At 74.1% G+C, this 18,703-nt stretch carries 16 protein-coding genes; 8 read left to right on the top strand and 8 right to left on the bottom strand.

The window, feature by feature from the left end; all coding sequences use genetic code 11:
* Positions 1-125: 125 nt before the first annotated feature.
* Together IE326_RS18245 and IE326_RS18240 are read left to right on the top strand one after the other, a co-directional pair.
* A complete protein-coding gene (locus IE326_RS18245; protein ID WP_150228076.1) occupies positions 126-1,859 on the top strand; it encodes an ABC transporter ATP-binding protein in 1,734 nt (577 codons plus the stop codon).
* The gene (locus IE326_RS18240; RefSeq protein ID WP_150228077.1) at positions 1,859-3,787 is read left to right on the top strand and encodes an ABC transporter ATP-binding protein; all 1,929 of its coding nucleotides are present in this window, start codon (positions 1,859-1,861) and stop codon (positions 3,785-3,787) included. Before IE326_RS18245 ends, IE326_RS18240 begins: the two co-directional genes overlap by 1 nt.
* A gap of 56 nt (positions 3,788-3,843) precedes the next feature.
* Here the strand turns inward: IE326_RS18240 and IE326_RS18235 are convergent, their stop codons facing one another.
* The 6 genes from IE326_RS18235 to IE326_RS18210 all read right to left on the bottom strand — a co-directional run bounded on the left by IE326_RS18235 (position 3,844) and on the right by IE326_RS18210 (position 11,379).
* Positions 3,844-4,860, bottom strand: a complete 1,017-nt coding sequence (locus IE326_RS18235; protein WP_150228078.1) for an RNA polymerase sigma factor — start codon at positions 4,858-4,860, stop codon at positions 3,844-3,846.
* 103 nt (positions 4,861-4,963) lie between these two features.
* A complete protein-coding gene (gene dnaG / locus IE326_RS18230) occupies positions 4,964-6,856 on the bottom strand; it encodes a DNA primase (protein WP_150228079.1) in 1,893 nt (630 codons plus the stop codon).
* A gap of 29 nt (positions 6,857-6,885) precedes the next feature.
* The gene (locus tag IE326_RS18225; RefSeq protein WP_190042041.1) at positions 6,886-8,145 is read right to left on the bottom strand and encodes an NAD(P)/FAD-dependent oxidoreductase; all 1,260 of its coding nucleotides are present in this window, start codon (positions 8,143-8,145) and stop codon (positions 6,886-6,888) included.
* A gap of 128 nt (positions 8,146-8,273) precedes the next feature.
* Positions 8,274-9,575 carry a deoxyguanosinetriphosphate triphosphohydrolase gene (locus IE326_RS18220; RefSeq protein ID WP_150228081.1) on the bottom strand — a complete coding sequence of 434 codons (1,302 nt, stop codon included), beginning with the start codon at positions 9,573-9,575 and terminating at the stop codon, positions 8,274-8,276.
* A gap of 35 nt (positions 9,576-9,610) precedes the next feature.
* Positions 9,611-10,435: a sirohydrochlorin chelatase gene (locus IE326_RS18215; protein ID WP_190042040.1), complete on the bottom strand. Its 825-nt coding sequence runs from the start codon at positions 10,433-10,435 to the stop codon at positions 9,611-9,613.
* A 248-nt stretch (positions 10,436-10,683) separates the two neighbouring features.
* The gene (locus tag IE326_RS18210) at positions 10,684-11,379 is read right to left on the bottom strand and encodes a hypothetical protein (protein ID WP_308440318.1); all 696 of its coding nucleotides are present in this window, start codon (positions 11,377-11,379) and stop codon (positions 10,684-10,686) included.
* Between the two features lie 75 nt (positions 11,380-11,454).
* Between IE326_RS18210 and IE326_RS18205 the strand changes: the two genes are divergently transcribed.
* From IE326_RS18205 to IE326_RS18195, 3 genes are read left to right on the top strand one after another with little or no spacing between them, the layout of a single operon-like run.
* Entirely contained in the window at positions 11,455-12,180 is a 726-nt protein-coding gene (locus IE326_RS18205; protein ID WP_150228083.1) for an aquaporin, read from the top strand.
* A gap of 30 nt (positions 12,181-12,210) precedes the next feature.
* Complete coding sequence (locus tag IE326_RS18200) at positions 12,211-12,927, top strand: SanA/YdcF family protein (protein WP_150228084.1); 717 nt, start codon at positions 12,211-12,213, stop codon at positions 12,925-12,927.
* A gap of 46 nt (positions 12,928-12,973) precedes the next feature.
* On the top strand, positions 12,974-15,070 hold the full coding sequence (locus tag IE326_RS18195; RefSeq protein ID WP_150228085.1) for a molybdopterin oxidoreductase family protein: 2,097 nt from the start codon (positions 12,974-12,976) through the stop codon (positions 15,068-15,070).
* 162 nt (positions 15,071-15,232) lie between these two features.
* Here the strand turns inward: IE326_RS18195 and cutA are convergent, their stop codons facing one another.
* On the bottom strand, positions 15,233-15,571 hold the full coding sequence (gene cutA / locus IE326_RS18190) for a divalent-cation tolerance protein CutA (protein WP_150228086.1): 339 nt from the start codon (positions 15,569-15,571) through the stop codon (positions 15,233-15,235).
* Positions 15,572-15,596: 25 nt separating this feature from the next.
* Entirely contained in the window at positions 15,597-16,199 is a 603-nt protein-coding gene (locus tag IE326_RS18185) for an NADPH-dependent FMN reductase (RefSeq protein WP_150228087.1), read from the bottom strand.
* A 77-nt stretch (positions 16,200-16,276) separates the two neighbouring features.
* Between IE326_RS18185 and IE326_RS18180 the strand changes: the two genes are divergently transcribed.
* From IE326_RS18180 to IE326_RS18170, 3 genes are all read left to right on the top strand, one after another.
* A complete protein-coding gene (locus IE326_RS18180; RefSeq protein ID WP_190042039.1) occupies positions 16,277-17,071 on the top strand; it encodes an aminotransferase class IV in 795 nt (264 codons plus the stop codon).
* Positions 17,072-17,467: 396 nt separating this feature from the next.
* Positions 17,468-17,980 carry a GVDTG sorting domain-containing protein gene (locus IE326_RS18175; RefSeq protein WP_150228089.1) on the top strand — a complete coding sequence of 171 codons (513 nt, stop codon included), beginning with the start codon at positions 17,468-17,470 and terminating at the stop codon, positions 17,978-17,980.
* A gap of 102 nt (positions 17,981-18,082) precedes the next feature.
* Positions 18,083-18,703: a class F sortase gene (locus tag IE326_RS18170; protein WP_150228090.1), complete on the top strand. Its 621-nt coding sequence runs from the start codon at positions 18,083-18,085 to the stop codon at positions 18,701-18,703.

The following is an 18,703-nucleotide window of genomic DNA, read 5'->3' as shown; positions in this document are numbered from 1 at the left end:
CGCGGAGCGGAGCCGCGGACCGGAGCCGCGGACCGGGGGGTGCTTCGTAAAGTCTTCGCCAGGGCTGGGCCGAGCGCCCTAAACCCAGTCGTAACGGTTCCCGCCCCCGGGCGATAGTGGGAACCGTGCTCATAAGACTTCTCCGAACCCACCTGCGACCGTACCGAAAACCCATCGCTCTGCTCGTCCTGCTCCAGTTCCTGGCCACCTGCGCGAGCCTCTACCTGCCGACCCTGAACGCCGACATCATCGACAAGGGCGTCGTCAACGGGGACACCGGCTACATCCTGCGGTTCGGGGCGCTGATGATCGGCGTCTCCGTGGTGCAGGTGCTCTGCAACATCGGGGCCGTGTACTACGGGGCGCGGACCTCCTCCGCCGTCGGCCGGGACCTGCGCGGCGCCGTCTACGACCGGGTGCAGTCCTTCTCCTCGCGCGAGCTGGGGCACTTCGGCGCGCCGTCGCTGATCACCCGGACGACCAACGACGTCCAGCAGGTCCAGATGCTGGTGCTGATGGCGTTCACCCTGATGGTCTCCGCGCCCATCATGTGCGTCGGCGGCATCGTGATGGCCCTCGGCCAGGACGTGCCCCTGTCCGGGGTGCTGCTCGCCGTGGTGCCGGTGCTCGGCGTCTCCGTCTCGCTGATCGTGAAGCGGATGCGGCCGCTCTTCCGCACCATGCAGGAGCGCCTCGACACGGTGAACCGGGTGCTGCGCGAGCAGATCACCGGCAACCGCGTGATCCGCGCCTTCGTGAAGGACGGCTACGAGGAGGAGCGCTTCCGCGGCGCCAACCACGAGCTGACCGACGTGTCGATGGCGACGGGCCGGCTGATGGCGCTGATGTTCCCGACCGTGATGACGGTCGTGAACGTGTCCAGCGTGGCCGTGGTCTGGTTCGGCGCGCACCGCATCGACAGCGGCGGGATGCAGATCGGCGCGCTGACCGCCTTCCTCGCCTATCTGATGCAGATCGTGATGGCGGTCATGATGGCCACCTTCATGTTCATGATGGTGCCGCGGGCCGAAGTGTGCGCCGAGCGCATCGAGGAGGTCCTCGCGACCTCCTCCAGCGTGGTGCCGCCGGCCGAGCCGGTGACGGCGCTGGACCGGAGCGGGCACCTGGAGGTCAGGGGGGCGGACTTCCGCTACCCGGGCGCCGAGGAGTCCGTCCTGAAGGACGTGGAGCTGGTGGCCCGCCCCGGCGAGACCACCGCGATCATCGGCTCGACCGGCTCCGGCAAGTCGACGCTGCTCGGCCTGGTGCCGCGGCTGTTCGACGTGACCGGCGGCGAGGTCCTGGTCGACGGGGTGGACGTGCGCAGGCTCGACCCGGCGCTGATGGCGCGGACGGTCGGGATGGTCCCGCAGAAGCCGTACCTGTTCTCGGGCACGGTGGCGTCGAACCTGCGGTACGGCAAGCCGGACGCGACAGACGAGGAGCTGTGGCACGCCCTGGAGGTGGCCCAGGCCGCCGACTTCGTGCGGAAGCTCGAACACGGCCTGGAGGCGCCGGTCGCGCAGGGCGGCACCAACGTGTCGGGCGGTCAGCGGCAGCGGCTCGCGATCGCGCGGACGCTGGTCCAGCGGCCGGAGATCTACCTCTTCGACGACTCGTTCTCCGCGCTCGACTACGAGACGGACGCCCGGCTGCGGGCGGCGCTCTCGGCGGAGACCGCGGACGCGACCGTGGTGATCGTCGCCCAGCGGGTGTCGACCATCCGGGACGCCGACCGGATCGTGGTCCTCGACGAGGGCCGGGTCGTCGGCACCGGGCGGCACCACGAGCTGATGGCGGACAACGAGACGTACCGGGAGATCGTGCTCTCCCAGCTGACCGAGGCGGAGGCAGCCTGATGGCCGGTCCTGGCGGACGCATGATGGCCGGGGGCGCCCCCGGCGAGCGGTCGATGGACTTCAAGGGCTCGTCGAAGCGGCTGCTGCGGCAGCTGGCGCCCGAGCGGGCCGCGCTCTGGGTGATGCTGGCGGCCGGCGTGCTGTCGGTGGCGGGCGCCGTGATCGGCCCCAAGGTGCTGGGCATGGCCACCGACCTGATCTTCGCGGGCGTGGTCGGGCGGCAGATGCCCGAGGGCGTGACGAAGGCCCAGGCCCTGGAGAAGCTGCGGGCGGACGGCGACGGCGGCATGGCCGACATGCTGTCCGGGGTCGACTTCACGCCCGGCCGGGGCATCGACTTCGGCGCGGTCGGCGAGGTGCTGCTGCTCGCGCTCGCGGTGTACGTGGCGGCGGGCCTGCTGATGCTGGTCTCCACCCGCATGTCGATCCGGGTGATCAACCGGACCGTGTACCGGATGCGGGAGGACGTCCAGACGAAGCTGGCGCGGCTGCCGCTGTCGTACTTCGACCGCGCCAAGCGCGGCGAGGTGCTGTCGCGGGCGACCAACGACCTCGACAACATCGGGCAGACCCTCCAGCAGTCGATGGGCCAGCTCATCAACTCGCTGCTGACGATCGTCGGCGTGCTGGCGATGATGTTCTGGATCTCGCCGCTGCTGGCGCTGGTGGCACTGGTGACGGTGCCGGTGTCGGTGGTGGTCGCGGCGAGGATCGGCAAGCGCTCGCAGCCGCACTTCGTGCAGCAGTGGAAGACGACGGGCGCGCTCAACGCGCACGTGGAGGAGATGTACACCGGGCACACCCTGGTGAAGGTCTTCGGCCGGCAGGAGGAGGCCGCGCAGGGCTTCCGCGAGCAGAACGAGGCGCTGTACGAGGCCGGTTTCAAGGCCCAGTTCAACAGCGGCATGATGCAGCCGGTGATGTTCTTCGTGTCGAACATCAACTACGTGCTCGTGGCCGTCGTCGGCGGTCTGCGGGTGGCGAGCGGCACGCTCTCCATCGGTGACGTGCAGGCGTTCATCCAGTACTCGCGCCAGTTCTCGATGCCGCTGACGCAGGTGGCGTCGATGGCGAACCTGGTGCAGTCGGGCGTCGCCTCGGCGGAGCGGATCTTCGAGCTGCTCGACGCCGAGGAGCAGGCGCCGGACGCGCCGGCCTCCCAGGAGCCGCGCGACTTCAAGGGCAAGGTGGCCCTGGAGCACGTGTCCTTCCGCTACGAGGCCGACAAGCCGCTCATCGAGGACCTGTCGCTCACCGTGGAGCCGGGCCAGACGGTCGCGATCGTCGGCCCGACCGGCGCCGGCAAGACGACGCTGGTCAACCTCCTCATGCGGTTCTACGAGGTGACCGGCGGCCGGATCACGCTGGACGGCACGGACATCGCGGCGATGTCCCGGGAGGAGCTGCGGGCCGGGATCGGCATGGTCCTCCAGGACACCTGGCTCTTCGGCGGGACGATCGCGGACAACATCGCGTACGGCGCCACCCGCGAGGTGACGCGGGCGGAGGTCGAGGAGGCGGCGCGGGCGGCCCACGCCGACCGTTTCGTGCGCACCCTGCCGGACGGCTACGACACGGTCGTGGACGACGAGGGCGCGGCGGTCAGCGCGGGCGAGAAGCAGCTGATCACCATCGCCCGGGCGTTCCTGTCGGACCCGGTGATCCTCGTCCTCGACGAGGCGACGAGTTCGGTGGACACCCGGACGGAGGTGCTGATCCAGAAGGCGATGGCCCGGCTGGCCCAGGGCCGCACCTCCTTCGTGATCGCGCACCGGCTCTCCACCATCCGGGACGCGGACGTGATCCTGGTGATGGAGAACGGTTCCATCGTGGAGCAGGGCACGCACGAGGAGCTGCTGGTGGCGGGCGGGGCCTACGCCCGGCTGTACGCGGCGCAGTTCGCGGAGGCGGTCGCCGAGGTCGACTGACCGCGCGCCTGCCGCCGAGGGCCCGTGCCGGGTGCGGCGCGGGCCCTTCGCGCGTCTCAGTCGAGGTAGCCGCGGAGCTGGTCCGCGTAGGCGTGGTCGCGGAGCCTGCCGAGGGTCTTGGACTCGATCTGGCGGATCCGTTCGCGGGTGACGCCGAAGATCCGCCCTATCTCCTCCAGGGTGCGGGGGCGGCCGTCGTCGAGGCCGTACCGGAGCTGGACGACCTTGCGCTCGCGCTCGCCGAGGGTGGACAGGACGTCCTCCAGGTGGCGGCGGAGCAGCAGGAAGGCGGCGGACTCGACGGGCGAGGCGGCGTCGCCGTCCTCGATGAGGTCGCCGAGGTCGACGTCCTCCTCCTCGCCGACGGGGGTGTGCAGGGAGACGGGCTCCTGGGCGAGCCGGAGGACCTCGACGACCCGCTCGGGGGTGAGGTCGAGGTGCTCGGCGATCTCCTCGGAGGTGGGTTCGCGGCCGCGCTCCTGGAGCATGCGTCGCTGGACCCGGACGACCCGGTTGATGAGTTCGACGACGTGGACGGGGACGCGGATGGTGCGGGCCTGGTCGGCGAGGGCCCGGGACATCGCCTGGCGTATCCACCAGGTGGCGTAGGTGGAGAACTTGTAGCCGCGGGCGTAGTCGAACTTCTCGACGGCCCGGATGAGGCCGAGGTTGCCCTCCTGGACGAGGTCGAGCATGGTCAGGCCGCGGCCGACGTACCGCTTGGCGACGGAGACGACGAGCCGCAGGTTGGCCTCGATCAGCTTCCGCTTGGCGATCCGGCCGAGGACGACGAGCCGGTCGAGGTCGTACGCGAGCTGCGAGTCCAGGTCGGGGGTGAGGGCCAGCTTCTCCTCGGCGAAGAGGCCGGCCTCGACCCGGCGGGCCAGTTCGACCTCCTCCTCGGCGGTGAGGAGCGGGATGCGGCCGATCTCCCGGAGGTACTGCCGGAAGAGGTCGGCGGAGGCGCCGCTGCCCCCGTCGGCGGCGGGGCGGCGACGCTGGGCCGGGACCTCGGGGAGTTCCGGAAGGTCGTCCCGCCCGTCCGGCGGGGTGGTCTGGATCTCGGTCTGCACGGCGGGCGACCTCCAGGAGGGGCGGAACGGCTCCGTCGTCCAGTGTGGGGTACGACACATCGCCCCCACGAGGGGCGTGCGGCGACTTTTTGGTGACCGTCGGTCAGAGGGCGGCTGCGCCGTGCGACCGCAGGGCCACCTGGTACTGCTGGAGGACGTACAGCTCCTGCTGCGCGGCGGTCACCTGGTCCGGGTTCGTGTGCCCCAGCCGCTTCAGCGCGGCGTTGAGCTGGTCGATGCGACGGTCCACCGCGCGGAGCCGGACCGTGACCAGCTGCTCGGAGGCGTAGACCTCGTCCGGGCCCTTGCCCCTCGGCGTGAGGATCGCCTCCACGACGAGCTCGCGCACGAGGGTGCGGACGGTGTCGTTGGAGGCGGCCTCGAGGACGGCGTCCACGTAGTCGGCGGGGGCGCCGTCGGCGCCGCCGGCGTCGTGGATGCACTGGCGCACGGCGGCGTAGGGCGGTGCGGTGAACTCGTCCACGCCGTACGCGTCGAAGAAGGGGGAGACCAGTTCGGGACGCTGGAGCGCCAGCTTGAGCAGTTCGCGCTCGGTGCGGTGGGCGGGGCTGCGCAGGTTGAGCGCGGGTCCGGCGGGGACCGTGGGGGCCGGCACGTCGTCGTACGTGCGCTGCCTGCGCGCGGGCCCCGGGGCGTCGCCCTTGCCGCGCTGCCACTGGGCGATCTGGCTGACCCGCCGCACGACGAACTGGTCCTCCATGATGCCGAGCAGCCCCGCGAGCTTGACCGCGACCCGCTGGCGCACGGACAGGTCCTTCAGCTTCGCGACGACCGGGGCGGCTTCGTTCAGGGCGGCGGCCTGGCCCGCCGGGGTGTCCAGGTCGTAGCGGTTCACGATCTGGCGGAGGGCGAACTCGAAGAGGGGGGTGCGGGGCTCGACGAGGTCGACGACGGCGTCGTCGCCCTTGGCGAGGCGCAGCTCGCAGGGGTCCATGCCGTCGGGCGCGATGGCGATGTACGTCTCGGCGGCGAACTTCTGGTCGTCCTCGAAGGCGCGCAGGGCGGCCTTCTGGCCGGCGGCGTCGCCGTCGAAGGTGAAGATGACGCGGGCCGAGCCGTTGTCCATGAGGAGCCGGCGGAGGATCTTGATGTGCTCGCCGCCGAAGGCGGTGCCGCAGGTGGCGATGGCGGTGGTGACGCCGGCCAGGTGGCAGGCCATGACGTCGGTGTAGCCCTCGACGACGACGGCCCGGCTGCTCTTGGCGATCTCCTTCTTGGCGAGGTCGATGCCGTAGAGGACCTGGGACTTCTTGTAGATCGGCGTCTCGGGGGTGTTGAGGTACTTGGGGCCGGTGTCGTCCTCGCGCAGGCGGCGGGCGCCGAAGCCGACGATCTCGCCGCCGACGTCGCGGATCGGCCACATGAGGCGGCCGCGGAAGCGGTCGATGGGGCCGCGGCGGCCCTCCTGGGAGAGGCCGGAGACGACCAGCTCCTTGTCGGAGAAGCCCTTGCCGCGCAGGAAGCGGGTGAGGTGGTCCCAGCCGGCCGGGGAGTAGCCGACGCCGAAGTGCTCGGCGGCGGCCTGGTCGAAGCCGCGCTCGGAGAGGAACCTGCGGCCGATCTCGGCCTCGGGGGAGGCCAGTTGGCCGGCGTAGTACTCGGCGGCGGCCTTGTGGGCCTCGATCAGGCGGATGCGTTCGCCGCGCTGGTGGCCGGGGTTGTAGCCGCCCTCCTCGTAGCGGAGGGTGATGCCCGCCTTGGCGGCGAGGCGCTCGACCGTCTCCGAGAAGGAGAGGTGGTCGATCTTCATCACGAAGGCGATGGTGTCGCCGCCCTCCTGGCAGCCGAAGCAGTGGAAGAGTCCCTTGCTGGGGCTGACCTGGAAGGAGGGCGACTTCTCGTCGTGGAAGGGGCAGAGTCCCTTGAGGTTCCCGCCGCCTGCGTTGCGGAGCTGGAGGTACTCGGACACCACGGAGTCGATCGGGACCGCGTCCCGGACCGCCTTCACGTCGTCATCGTTGATCCTGCCTGCCACGCGTAGAGTCTACGGCTCGCCCGTACGTGTCAGAGCAGGCTCTCCAGGGGGACGGAGGGGTCGCAGAGGGCGTCCGGGTCCACGACGGCGCGGGAGCGGATGAGCTTCTGGACCGGCTCTGTGACGTCCCACACATTCACGTTCATGCCGGCGATCACCCGGCCCCCGTCCAGCCAGAAGGCGATGAACTCGCGCTTGCCGGTGTCGCCGCGGACCACGACCTGGTCGTACGAGCCGGGGGGCGCCCAGCCGGAGTACTCCATGCCGAGGTCGTACTGGTCGGTGAAGAAGTACGGGACGCGGTCGTAGGAGACGTCCCGGCCGAGCATGGCGCGGGCGGCGGCGGGCCCGCCGTTGAGGGCGTTGGCCCAGTGCTCGACGCGGATGCGGTGGTGGAGCGCGGGGTGCTCGAAGGCGGCGACGTCGCCGGCGGCGTAGATGTCGGGGTCGGAGGTGCGCAGGGAGGCGTCGACGGCGATGCCGCCGCCGTCGGCGCGGTCGACGAGGGCGAGGCCGGCGTTCTCGGCGAGGGTGGCGCGGGGGGCGGCGCCGATGGCGACGAGGACGGCGTGGGCGGGGTGCTCCTCGCCGTCGTCGGTGCGGACGGCGAGGACCATGCCGTCCTGGCCGGTGATCTCGGTGACCCGGGCGCCGAAGTGGAAGCGGACGCCGTGCTCGGTGTGGAGGTCGGCGAAGAGCTGGCCGAGTTCGGGGCCGAGGACGCGGTGCAGCGCGGTCGGCTCGTACTCGACGACGGTGACCTCGGCGCCGTAGGTGCGGGCGGCGGCGGCGACCTCCAGGCCGATCCAGCCGGCGCCCGCGATGACGAGGTGGCCGTTGTCCCGGCCGAGGACCTTGAGCTCGTCGCGGAGCCGCTCGGAGTGGGAGAGGCGGCGCAGGTGGTGGACGCCGGCGAGGCCGGTGCCGGGGACGTCGAGGCGGCGCGGTTCGGAGCCGGTGGCGAGGAGCAGCTTGTCGTAGCGGATGACGGTGCCGTCGCCGAGGCGGACGGTGTGGGCGTCCCGGTCGACGGCGGTGACGGTCTGGCCGAGGCGCAGCTCCACGTCGTGGGCCGCGTACCAGGCGGGCTCGTGGACGAGGGCGGACTCCCGGTCCTTCTTGCCGAGGAGGTGGTCCTTGGAGAGCGGGGGCCGTTCGTAGGGGTGGTCGCGCTCGTCGCCGATGAGGATCACCCGGCCGTTGAAGCCCTCCGCGCGGAGCGTCTCCGCCGCCTTGGCGCCCGCCAGGCCCCCGCCGACGATGACAAAGGTCTGATCTGCGTCGACCACGTTGGTTCCTCCTCGTTGCGACCGATTCCCTACGCTACGCCCCCGGGAGCGGCCCCGGCCGCACCGGCCCGGGACGTGCATGCGAGGGTCCCGCACGGCGGAGGAAGGCGAAAGGGGGCGGACGGCCCCTACCCGAGGGGCGTGCGGAGGCGGGCGTGGAGGGCTCGGGCGGTGGCGTCGGTGAGGGAGGCGATCTGGTCGACGATCACCCGCTTGCGGGAACGGTCGTCGGGCGCGGCGGCGAAGAGGGCGCGGAACTGCGGTTCGAGGCCGTCGGGGGCGCGGGCGACGAGCGCCTCGGCGAGTTCGGCGACGACGATCCGCTGGTCGGCGCGGAGCGCCTCCTGCTCGGCGCGCTGCATCACGTAGCGGTCGGCGACGGCCTTGAGGACGGCGCACTCGTTGCGGGCGGGGCGGGGGACGACGAGTTCGGCGCCGTAGCGGGTGAGGCGGCCGGAGCCGTACGCCTGGCGGGTGGCGCCCTCGGCGGCGAGGCAGAAGCGGCCGATGAGCTGGCTGGTGGCGTCCTTGAGGCGGGCCTGGGCGACGGCGGAGCCGTCGTAGCCGTGCGGCCACCACTCCTGGCCGAGGAGGCGGTCGAGGGCTTCGGCGAGTTCGGCGGGGTCGGTGTCCTCGGGGACGTAGCGGCCGATGGCGACGGCGAAGATCTCGGCGCGCTCGGGCTCGGCGTACAGCAGGTTGGGGTCGATGTGGCCGGCGTGCAGGCCGTCCTCGAAGTCGTGGACGGAGTAGGCGACGTCGTCGGACCAGTCCATGACCTCGGCCTCGAAGCACTTGCGCTGCTCGGGGGTGCCGCGCCGGATCCACTCGAAGACGGGCAGGTCGTCCTCGTACACGCCGAACTTGGGCGAGCCGGGGTCGGTGGGGTGGCCGCCGCGCGGCCAGGGGTACTTGGTGGCGGCGTCGAGCGCGGCGCGGGTGAGGTTGAGGCCGACGGAGACGGGCTCGCCGTCGGGGCCGGGGACGAAGCGCTTGGGCTCGATGCGGGTGAGGAGGCGGAGCGACTGGGCGTTGCCCTCGAAGCCGCCGCAGTCCTTGGCGACGTCGTTGAGCGCCTGTTCGCCGTTGTGCCCGAAGGGCGGGTGGCCCATGTCGTGGGAGAGGCAGGCGGCTTCGACGAGGTCGGGGTCGCAGCCGAGGGCGGCGCCGAGCTCGCGGCCGACCTGGGCGCACTCCAGGGAGTGGGTGAGCCGGGTGCGGGGGCTGGCGTCCCAGGCGTGGCTCCGGGTGCCGGGGGTGACGACCTGGGTCTTCCCGGCGAGCCTGCGCAGGGCCGCGGAGTGGAGCACGCGGGCGCGGTCGCGCTGGAAGGCGGTGCGGCCGGGCCGTTTGTCGGGCTCGGCCGCCCAGCGCTCCAGGGCGGTCGGGTCGTAGCCGGGGGTCTCGCTGGTGCCGTCGTAGCCTGCCATGTCTCGACGGTAACCGGAGGGACCGACAAAAGGGTTCAGATGGCCGCGAGTTCCCGCGCGGGGATGGCGGGGCCGCCGGTGCGGGCCCGGGCGGCATCGTCGTAGCGGTGCAGGACGAGGCGGGCGAGGGCCGGGTGGGCGCCGAGCGGTTCGGCGGCGATCCAGGGGGCGTGGGCGGCGGCGCGGGAGGCGAAGAGGCCGGGGGCGGTGAAGCAGGAGGCGACGGCGGTCCGGTGGCGGCCCCGGGCGGCGAGGGCGGCGACGGCCTCGGGGACGGTGGGGGCGGCGGCGGAGGCGTACGCGGGCAGGACGGGGGTGCCGCCGAGGCGTTCGCCGAGGGCGGCGGCGATCCGGCGGAGGACGGCGGCGGAGCGGGGGTCGCGGGAGCCGGCGGAGGCGAGGACGACGCCGGTGGAGCGGGAGGCGGAGTCGGCGGGGGTCCAGCCGGCCAGGGCGAGCCGGTCGGCGAGGGCCTCGACGAGGAGGGGGTGCGGGCCGAGCGGGTCGGCGGCGCGGGCGCGCAGGTCCGGGAGGGCGGCGAGCGCGGCGGGCAGGTCGTGGGCGACGTGGTGCCCGGGGGCGAGGAGGAGCGGGACGAGGACGGCCTCGCGGCCCTCGGCGGCGACGCGGGCGAGGACGTCGCCGAGGAGGGGCGCGTTCAGCTCGATGTGGGCGAGGCGGACGTCGAGGCCGGGCCGGAGCTCGCGGACCCGGTCGAGGAGACGGGCGAGGGTGGCACGCGCGCGGGGGTCGCGGCTTCCGTGCCCGACGGCCACCAGGACGGGGCCCCCGGCGGGGCCGGACGCGGGTCCCGGGGCGGGGGCGGGGCGGGGGCCGGTGAACGGCGTGGACGGCTGCATGGGCGGTGTACCTCCTGCTCGGTCTTCCCCGCCGGGGCGCCGTACGGACGCACCCGGAGGAGCTGGAGTCCGAGCTGCCGCGCGATCCGCTCCAGCAGGGCGGCGGCATCCGCGAACGTGCTGTCCGGCTCCGTCATGGACCGATACTGGCCCGGGCACGTTGCCTCCCCGTTGCGCGCCGGTCACGGCTCTTCTCCGTGACCGCACGCGGGTGTTTCGCGGGGCTCACGCGCACGCGGGGGCGTCCGTCAGGCGGCGAGCCAGACGCGGAGGGGGCCGAGCTCCCCGAAGCCGGCGGCGAGGGCGGGGGCCAGGTCGTCGCCGGACTCGTAGCCGACGACGGGGAGGGCGGGGTCGGCGGCGGCGAGGGCGGCGGCCCAGACGACGGCCGGGTCGGTGCCGTCGGCGGCGAAGAGGTTGGAGACGCCGGTGGCGCCGGCGCCGGTGGAGAGGACGGCGCCGCCGAGGATCCGCCCGGCGGGGCCGGGGACGGTGACGACGGTGACGGCCGGGTCGTCGAGGAGGGCCGGGCGGAAGAGGGCGGCCTCGTCGGCGTCGCCGCCGCTCCAGGCGTGCGCCCAGGCGGAGAGCGCCTCGGGGGTGTCGGCGCGGGTCCAGGGGGCGGCGGGGGCGGCCGGGGGGCCGGCCGGGCGGCCGATCCAGGTGGCGTCGAAGAGGGGCCGGAAGCCTTCGGGGGCGAGGTCGAGGCGGGCGTACGAGTCCTTGACCGAGGCGCCGGCGGTCCGGTCGACGCCGGCGAGGACGTCGGCGGCGTCCGCGTCCGCGGCGAGGGAGACGCCGTCGGGGTAGTAGAGGGGGGTGCGGCGGGGGCTGGTCCAGGCGCGGGGGCCGAAGGCGCCGGCGAGGCCGTGGGCCCGGCACATGGACTGGCACCACTCGGCGTTGTTCCGCACGGCGGCGGTCAGGAGCTCGTTGTTGATCACCGCCGGAGCTTACGGAACATGCACCCCTCTCCTCCCCCCTTTTTTCCTTCCGAATCACGGAATATCTTTTCCGTTATGAGAATGTCCCCCGCGTCGCTCCCCCGGCGCGTCCTCGCCGAGTTCACCGGCACCGCCGCCCTCGTCGCCGTGATCGTCGGCTCCGGCATCCGCGCCGACTCCCTCAGCCAGGACACCGGGGTCCGGCTGCTCGCCAACGCCTCCGCCTCCGCGATCGGCCTCGGGCTGCTCATCGCGCTCCTCGGGCCGCTCTCCGGCGCCCACTTCAACCCCGTCGTCACCCTCTCCGAGTGGTGGACCCGGCGCCGGGAACGGGAGGGCGGGCGCGAGGTCCTCGCCTATCTCGCCGCCCAGGTGGCCGGTGCCGTCGGCGGCGCGCTGCTCGCCGAGGCGATGTTCGGGCGGGCCCCCGGCTCCTGGTCCACCGAGCCGCGCGCCGCGCTCCACCTGCTGCTCGGCGAGGCGGTCGCCACCGCCGGGCTCGTGCTCGTCGTCCAGGGCCTGCGGCACGTCGGCCGCCCCCAGCTCGCCCCGGTGGCGGTCGCCGGGTACATCGGCGCGGCGATCTGGTTCACCTCCTCCGGCTCCTTCGCGAACCCGGCGGCCACCGTGGGCCGCTCCCTCACCGACTCCTTCACCGGCATCGCCCCCTCCTCCGTGCCCGCCTACGCCGCCGCCCAGCTCCTCGGGATGCTGGCCGGCATGGGGCTCGCGGGTGTGCTCTACGGAACAACGGGGCCCCGCGCCGAACCGGCGGGGGCCTCCGGACGTCCGTCAGGGTGACGCCCTTCCCCGACCCCCAGGAGTCCCCCGATGCAGGTCAGGTCCCCCCGGTGGCTCCCGCGCACCGTGCAGGCCCGCCGCCGTGCCGTGCAGGCCGTGATGGCGGCCGCCGTGCTGGCCCTGGCACCCGCGACCTGGATGCACACGGCCGCCGCCGGGAAGCTGCGCACCACGGCCGACGTGCCCGCCGGGGACGTCGCCGTGGTCTTCGGCGCGGGACTGTGGAAGGGGCGTCCGACCCCGTACCTGGCGCACCGGCTGGACACGGCCGCCGAGCTGTACCGCACCGGCAAGGTGAAGGTCCTCCTCGTCACCGGCGACAACAGCCGCACCGAGTACGACGAGCCGGGCGCCATGCGCGCCTACCTGGCGGCCCGGGGCGTCCCGGACGACAAGGTCGTCAGCGACTACGCCGGCTTCGACACCTGGGACAGCTGCGTGCGGGCCCGCAAGGTCTTCGGCGTGGACCGGGCGGTCCTCGTCACCCAGGACTTCCACGTCAAGCGGGCCGTCGCCCTGTGCGAGCGGGCCGGGGTCGCCTCGTACGGCGTCGGGGTCGCCGAACCGCACGACGCCACCTGGTACTACGGCACCACCCGGGAGGTGTTCGCCGCCGGGAAGGCCGCCCTGGACGCGGCCCTGCGGCCCGACCCGCGCTTCCTCGGCCCCGAGGAGGCCGGGGTCACCGAGGCCCTGGCCTCACCCTCCGCGCCCCGCGGCCCTGAGGGGAGGGCCCCCCGCCCGTAATACGGGACGCCGCCGCCCGTAACACGCCCGACGCACCCTGGGCGGCATGCCCGACGCCACCGCCGTCCCCACCCACTGCCCCTACTGCGCCCTGCAGTGCGGCATGAAGCTCCGTCCGACCGGCGCGGCGGAGCCACCCGCCGAGGTGGTCGAGCGGACCGACTTCCCGGTCAACCGGGGCGCGCTGTGCGGCAAGGGCCGCACCGCCCCCTCCGTGCTCTCCTCCCGGGTCAGGCTCACCGGGCCCCTGGTGCGCCGCCCTGACTCCGGGGCGCTCGAACCGGCCTCCTGGGAGGAGGCCCTCTCCGCAGTCGCCGAGGGTCTGCGCCGGACCCGCGCCGACCACGGCCCCGACGCCGTGGGCGTCTTCGGCGGCGGCGGGCTCACCAACGAGAAGGCGTACGCGCTCGGCAAGTTCGCCCGGCTCGTCCTCGCCACCTCGCAGATCGACTACAACGGCCGCTTCTGCATGTCCTCGGCCGCCGCCGCCCACCAGCGGGCCTTCGGCCTCGACCGGGGCCTGCCCTTCCCGCTGGAGGACGTCCCGAGGACCGGCTGCGTGATCCTCGTCGGCTCCAACCTGGCCGAGACCATGCCCCCGGCGCTGCGCTACCTCACGGAGCTGCGGGAGAACGGCGGAAAGCTGATCGTCGTCGACCCCCGCCGCACCCGCACCGCCGAGCAGGCCGACCTCCACCTCGCACCCCGCCCGGGCACCGACCTCGCGCTCGCCCTCGGCCTGCTGCACCTGGTGGTCGCGGAGGGCCGGGTCGACGAGGCGTTCGTCGCGGAGCGCACCACCGGCTGGGAGGCGGCCCGCGCCGGGGCGATGGCGCACTGGCCCGAGCACGTCGAGCGGATCACCGGCGTGCCCGTGCCGCTGCTCCGGGAGGCCGTCGCGCTGTTCTGCGACGCGCCCTCCGGCATGGTGCTCACCGCGCGCGGCCCCGAGCAGCAGTCCAAGGGCACCGACACCGTCGGCGCCTGGATCAACCTCTGCCTCGCCACCGGGCGGGCCGGCCGGCCGCTCTCCGGCTACGGCTGCCTCACCGGCCAGGGCAACGGCCAGGGCGGCCGGGAGCACGGCCAGAAGGCCGACCAGCTGCCCGGCTACCGCAAGCTCGACGACCCCGCCGCCCGCGCCCACGTCGCCGGGGTGTGGGGCGTCGCCCCCGAGACCCTGCCGGGGCCGGGGCGCAGCGCGTACGAACTCCTCGACGCGCTCGGCGGGGAGGTGCGGTCGCTGCTCCTGATGGGCTCCAACCCGGTCGTCTCCGCGCCGCGCGCCGCGCACGTGGAGGACCGGCTGCGCTCGCTGGACTTCCTCGCCGTCGCCGACGTCGTCCTGTCCGAGACCGCCGCGCTCGCCGACGTCGTCCTGCCGGTGACGCAGTGGGCGGAGGAGACCGGCACGATGACCAACCTGGAGGGGCGGGTGCTGCTGCGCCGCCGCGCCCTCGACCCGCCGGCCGGGGTGCGCACCGACCTGGAGGTGCTGCACGCGCTGGCCGCGCTGCTCGGCTGGGAGAAGGGCTTCCCCGCCGACCCGGAGGAGGTCTTCGAGGAGCTGCGGCGGGCGTCGGCGGGCGGCCCCGCCGACTACTCCGGCATCAGCTACCGGCGGATCGAGGAGGAGCAGGGGGTCTTCTGGCCCTGTCCCGGGACGGGCCCCGGCGAGGACGACCACGCGGGCACGCCCCGGCTGTTCCTCGACCGGTTCGCGACCGCCGACGGCCGGGCCCGCTTCGTGCCGGTGACGCACCGGCCGCCGGCCGAGGAGACCGACGCCGACTATCCGGTGGTCCTCACCACCGGCCGGGTCGTCGCCCAGTACCAGTCGGGGGCGCAGACCCGGCGGGTGGCGGAGCTGAACGCCGCCGCGCCCGGCCCGTTCGTGGAGCTGCACCCGCGGCTCGCGGAGCGGCTGGGGGTCGCGGAGGGCGAGCCGGTGGCCGTGGTGTCGCGGCGGGGGCGGGCGGTGGCCCCGGCCCGGATCACCGGGGCGATCCGCCCGGACACCGTCTTCATGCCCTTCCACTGGTACGGGGAGGGGCGGGCGAACACGCTGGTGAACCCGGCGCTCGACCCGGTCTCGCGGATGCCCGAGTTCAAGGTGTGCGCGGTCCGCCTGGAACGCGGCTGAACCGGTCGCCGGGGCCGCGTCGCGCGGGAGCGCGCCGGGGAGGCGGGCGGCCGGGGGCGCGCCCGGAAGGAGGGCGTCCTCCTCGGTGGCGGTGCGGCCGAGGAGGAGCCGGTCGTGGCGGCGTCCGCCGGGGCGGGGCGCCGTGGACGAAGAGTGGCAGGGTCACACGGCGGAGACCTCGGTTTCCAGCCATTCCCGGTAGGCGGCGGAGATCCGGACGAGCGGGGTGGCGACGACCTCCGGGGTCTCGTAGTCGTGCGCGGCGAGGAGGTGGGCCTCCAGGGCGGCGTACCGCGCCTCGGTGGTCTTGAGGTCGACCCGCCACTCCTCGGCGGTCTCGACGGCGGACTTCCAGTGGTAGACGGAGGTGACGGGCCCGGTGACCTGCGCGCAGGCCGCGAGGCGGGCCTCGACGGCGCCGCGCGCGAGCGCCTCCGCCTTGTCCCGGCTGTCGGTGGTGGTGGTCACGGTGAGGGCGCCGGAGGCGGGGAGGCTGGTCACGCCCCCACCGTAACCGCGCGGCCGGTCAGACGGCGTACGGCCGGACCGCCTTGGCGTCCTTGAGGGCGCGGCCCCACCAGGCGAGCTGGTCGAGCATCAACTTGGCGCCGGCCTCGGGGCCCGTGGGGTCCTTGAGCAGGCCGTCCTCGAACTGCCCGTGGACGTTGGGCAGGACGACGCCGTCGCGGACGGTCACGGCGTGCATCTCGGCGTAGACCTGGCGGAGCTGCTCGACGGCCCGGATGCCGCCGGAGATGCCGCCGTAGGAGACGAAGCCGACGGGCTTGGCGCGCCACTCGGTGTAGTGGCGGTCGACGAGGTTCTTCAGGGAGGCGGGGAAGGAGTGGTTGTACTCGGGGGTGAGGACGACGTAGGCGTCGGCGGCCTCCAGGACCGGCGTGACCCGGGCCAGTTCGGCCCGGACCTCCGGGCCCGGATCGTGGGAGAGGGTGGTGGGCAGGGAGACCTCGGCGAGGTCGACGACGGTGAGCTCGAAGTCGGCGCGCTCGGCGACGCGGGTGCGGAACCAGTCGGCGACGACGGGGGCGAAGCGTCCTTCGCGGTCGCTGGCGACGACGAGGGCGAGGGTCAGGGGGGCGGCGGCCTGGGCGGCGTTCGTGGTGTCCATGCGGAGAATCCTGGGACCTGAAGTTTGGTTGAGGTCAAGTCCCGCCGGGAGGAGTTTCCCGGGACTACCGTGACCCCATGACGACCACCCCTCCCCCGGCCCCCCTGCACGTCGAGATCGACGGCGTCCCCGCCGCCGAACCGGGGCCGCTCGCCCTGCTGTTGGGCGGCTACGGCCACTTCACCGCGATGCAGGTGCGCGACGGCCGGGTGAAGGGCCTCGGGCTGCACCTCGACCGCCTGGACGGGGCCACCCGCGAGCTGTTCGGCCGGCCGCTGCCCGGCGAGCGGGTCCGGCGGCTCCTCGCGCGGGCCGTCGAGGGGTCCGGACGGCGGGACTCCTCCGCGCGGGTGTACGTCTACGGGGACGGGCCCGGGTTCCGGGTGGTCGTCACCGTCCGCGAGGCCGCGCCCGACGGGCCCGGCGCCCCGCAGCGCCTGACCGCCGTCGACCACCTGCGCCCGGCGGCGCACCTCAAGCACCTCGGCGGCTTCGGGCAGAGGTACCACGGCGACGCGGCCCGCCGCGCCGGCTTCGACGAGGCCCTGCTGACCACCCCGGCGGGCGAGGTCGCCGAGGGCGCGGTCGCCAACGTCGCCTTCTGGGACGGCACCCGCCTGGTTTGGCCGACCGCCCCCCACCTCACCGGCATCACCATGTCGCTGCTCGCCCCCCGCCTCCCCTCGCTGCACCGCCCGGTCACCCTCGCCGAACTCCCCTCCTTCCGGGCCGCGTTCACCGTCAACTCCCGCACGATCGCGCCCGTGACGGCGATCGACGGGGTGACGTACCCGGTGGACGGGGAGCTGCTGGACCGGCTCCTGGTGGCGCTCGCGGAGGCACCGGCCGAGGAGATCCTTCCGGCGGGGTGAGAGGGGGCGGGGAGGGGGCGGACAGAGAGAGCGGGCGGGGAAGGGCCGTCCGCTGCGGGACGGGGCGGAGGACGGGCGGGCGGGACGGCGGACGGCCGGGCGGGCGGGACGGCGGCTGCCGGGCGGGCGGCACCGGGGACGGCCGGGCGGCACGGGGGACTGCCGGGCGGGCGGGCGACCCGCTCACCCGTTCGGCACGGGGTGTCGGCCGATGGCTCGAAAATGCCTCCGACCTGCGCAAACGCCCAGCCGCCAGTCGGCGCGCCGCACCGGACGGCGCAATCCTGATGACCCATCAGCAGGCGGGGCGCGGGGCGGGGCCGTTATCTCGGTCGTGGGGCCGTCATCGCGGTCCTACGGAACACCGAACGACCGCGCGCCCCGGAGGACCCCACCATGCGCCCCACTGCCCGCCTGCTCACCGGAACCGCGCTGACGGTCGTCGCGCTCGGCGCGTTCGCCGCGCCCGCCGCGTACGCGAACAACGACGGCCCCGAGACGCTGGAGGTCTACCCCTCCTCCGCCTCCCCCGGCACCACCGTCACAGTCAACACCCTGGCCTGCGGCAAGGACGGCCACGGCGTCGGCGACGCCAACGCGCTCGGCGCCGGGGAGTTCCAGCTCAACCCGAGCACGCACAAGGAGGTCGTGGTCGGGCAGTTCACCGTCCCCCAGCACGCCAAGCCGGGCACCTACTGGATCGGCGTGGCCTGCGACAACGGGCGGACCGCGCGGGGCGAGCTGACGGTGAAGCACCGCGAACCCAGCGGTCACGTGAAGACCGGTGTCGGCGGCAGCATCGGCCCCGACACCGCCCAGGTCACGGCGGGCGCGGCGGTGCTGGCCGCGGCTGCCGTCGGCGGTGTGTGGCTCCTGCGGCGCCGGGCGAGCGGCGCCCAGGGCCACTGAGCACACCGCCCCGTCCCGCCCCCGCCCGGCTCCCGCACACGGCCGGCCGGGGGCGGGCCCATCTCTTCCCCCACCCCCACCCTCCCGGAGTGAGGAACCGACGTGAGCAACAGGAGCAAGGGCTGGGGCATCGCGGTGGCCGCCTGCGTCGGCCTCTGGCTCGTCCAGAACGGCTCGCAGGACGTCACCCCGCCCGTGCCGTCCGCCGCGCAGGCGTTCGCCGCCGGGCCGAGCGTGCACACCGACGCCGCCGCCGACCCGCTGCCCTCGTCCCCGCCGGTGCGGCTGCGCATCCCGGAGACCGACGTGGACGCCCCGATGACCCGGCTCGGACTGGCCGGAAACGGCTCCCTGGAGGTGCCGCCGGCCGAGGACCGCAACCTGGCCGGCTGGTACGGGGACGGCGTCACGCCCGGCGCCAAGGGCACCGCGATCGTCGCCGGGCACGTCGACAACGCCGGCGGCCCCGCCGTCTTCTACACCCTCGGCGCCCTGAAGAAGGGCCACCGGATCGAGATCGACCGCGAGGACGGCAGGACGGCGGTCTTCACCGTCGACGCCGTCGAGGTCTACGACAACGACGCCTTCCCCGACGAGAAGGTGTACGGCGCGACCGACCGCGCCGAGCTCCGGGTCATCACCTGCGGCGGCGGCTTCTCCGCGAAGCGGGGCGGCTACCAGGGGAACGTGGTCGCCTTCGGGCACCTCATCGGGGTGCGCTGA

The organism is Streptomyces filamentosus (genome assembly GCF_014654895.1).
Taxonomy (GTDB): domain Bacteria; phylum Actinomycetota; class Actinomycetes; order Streptomycetales; family Streptomycetaceae; genus Streptomyces; species Streptomyces filamentosus.
This window is presented reverse-complemented; position numbering and strand designations above follow the sequence as displayed.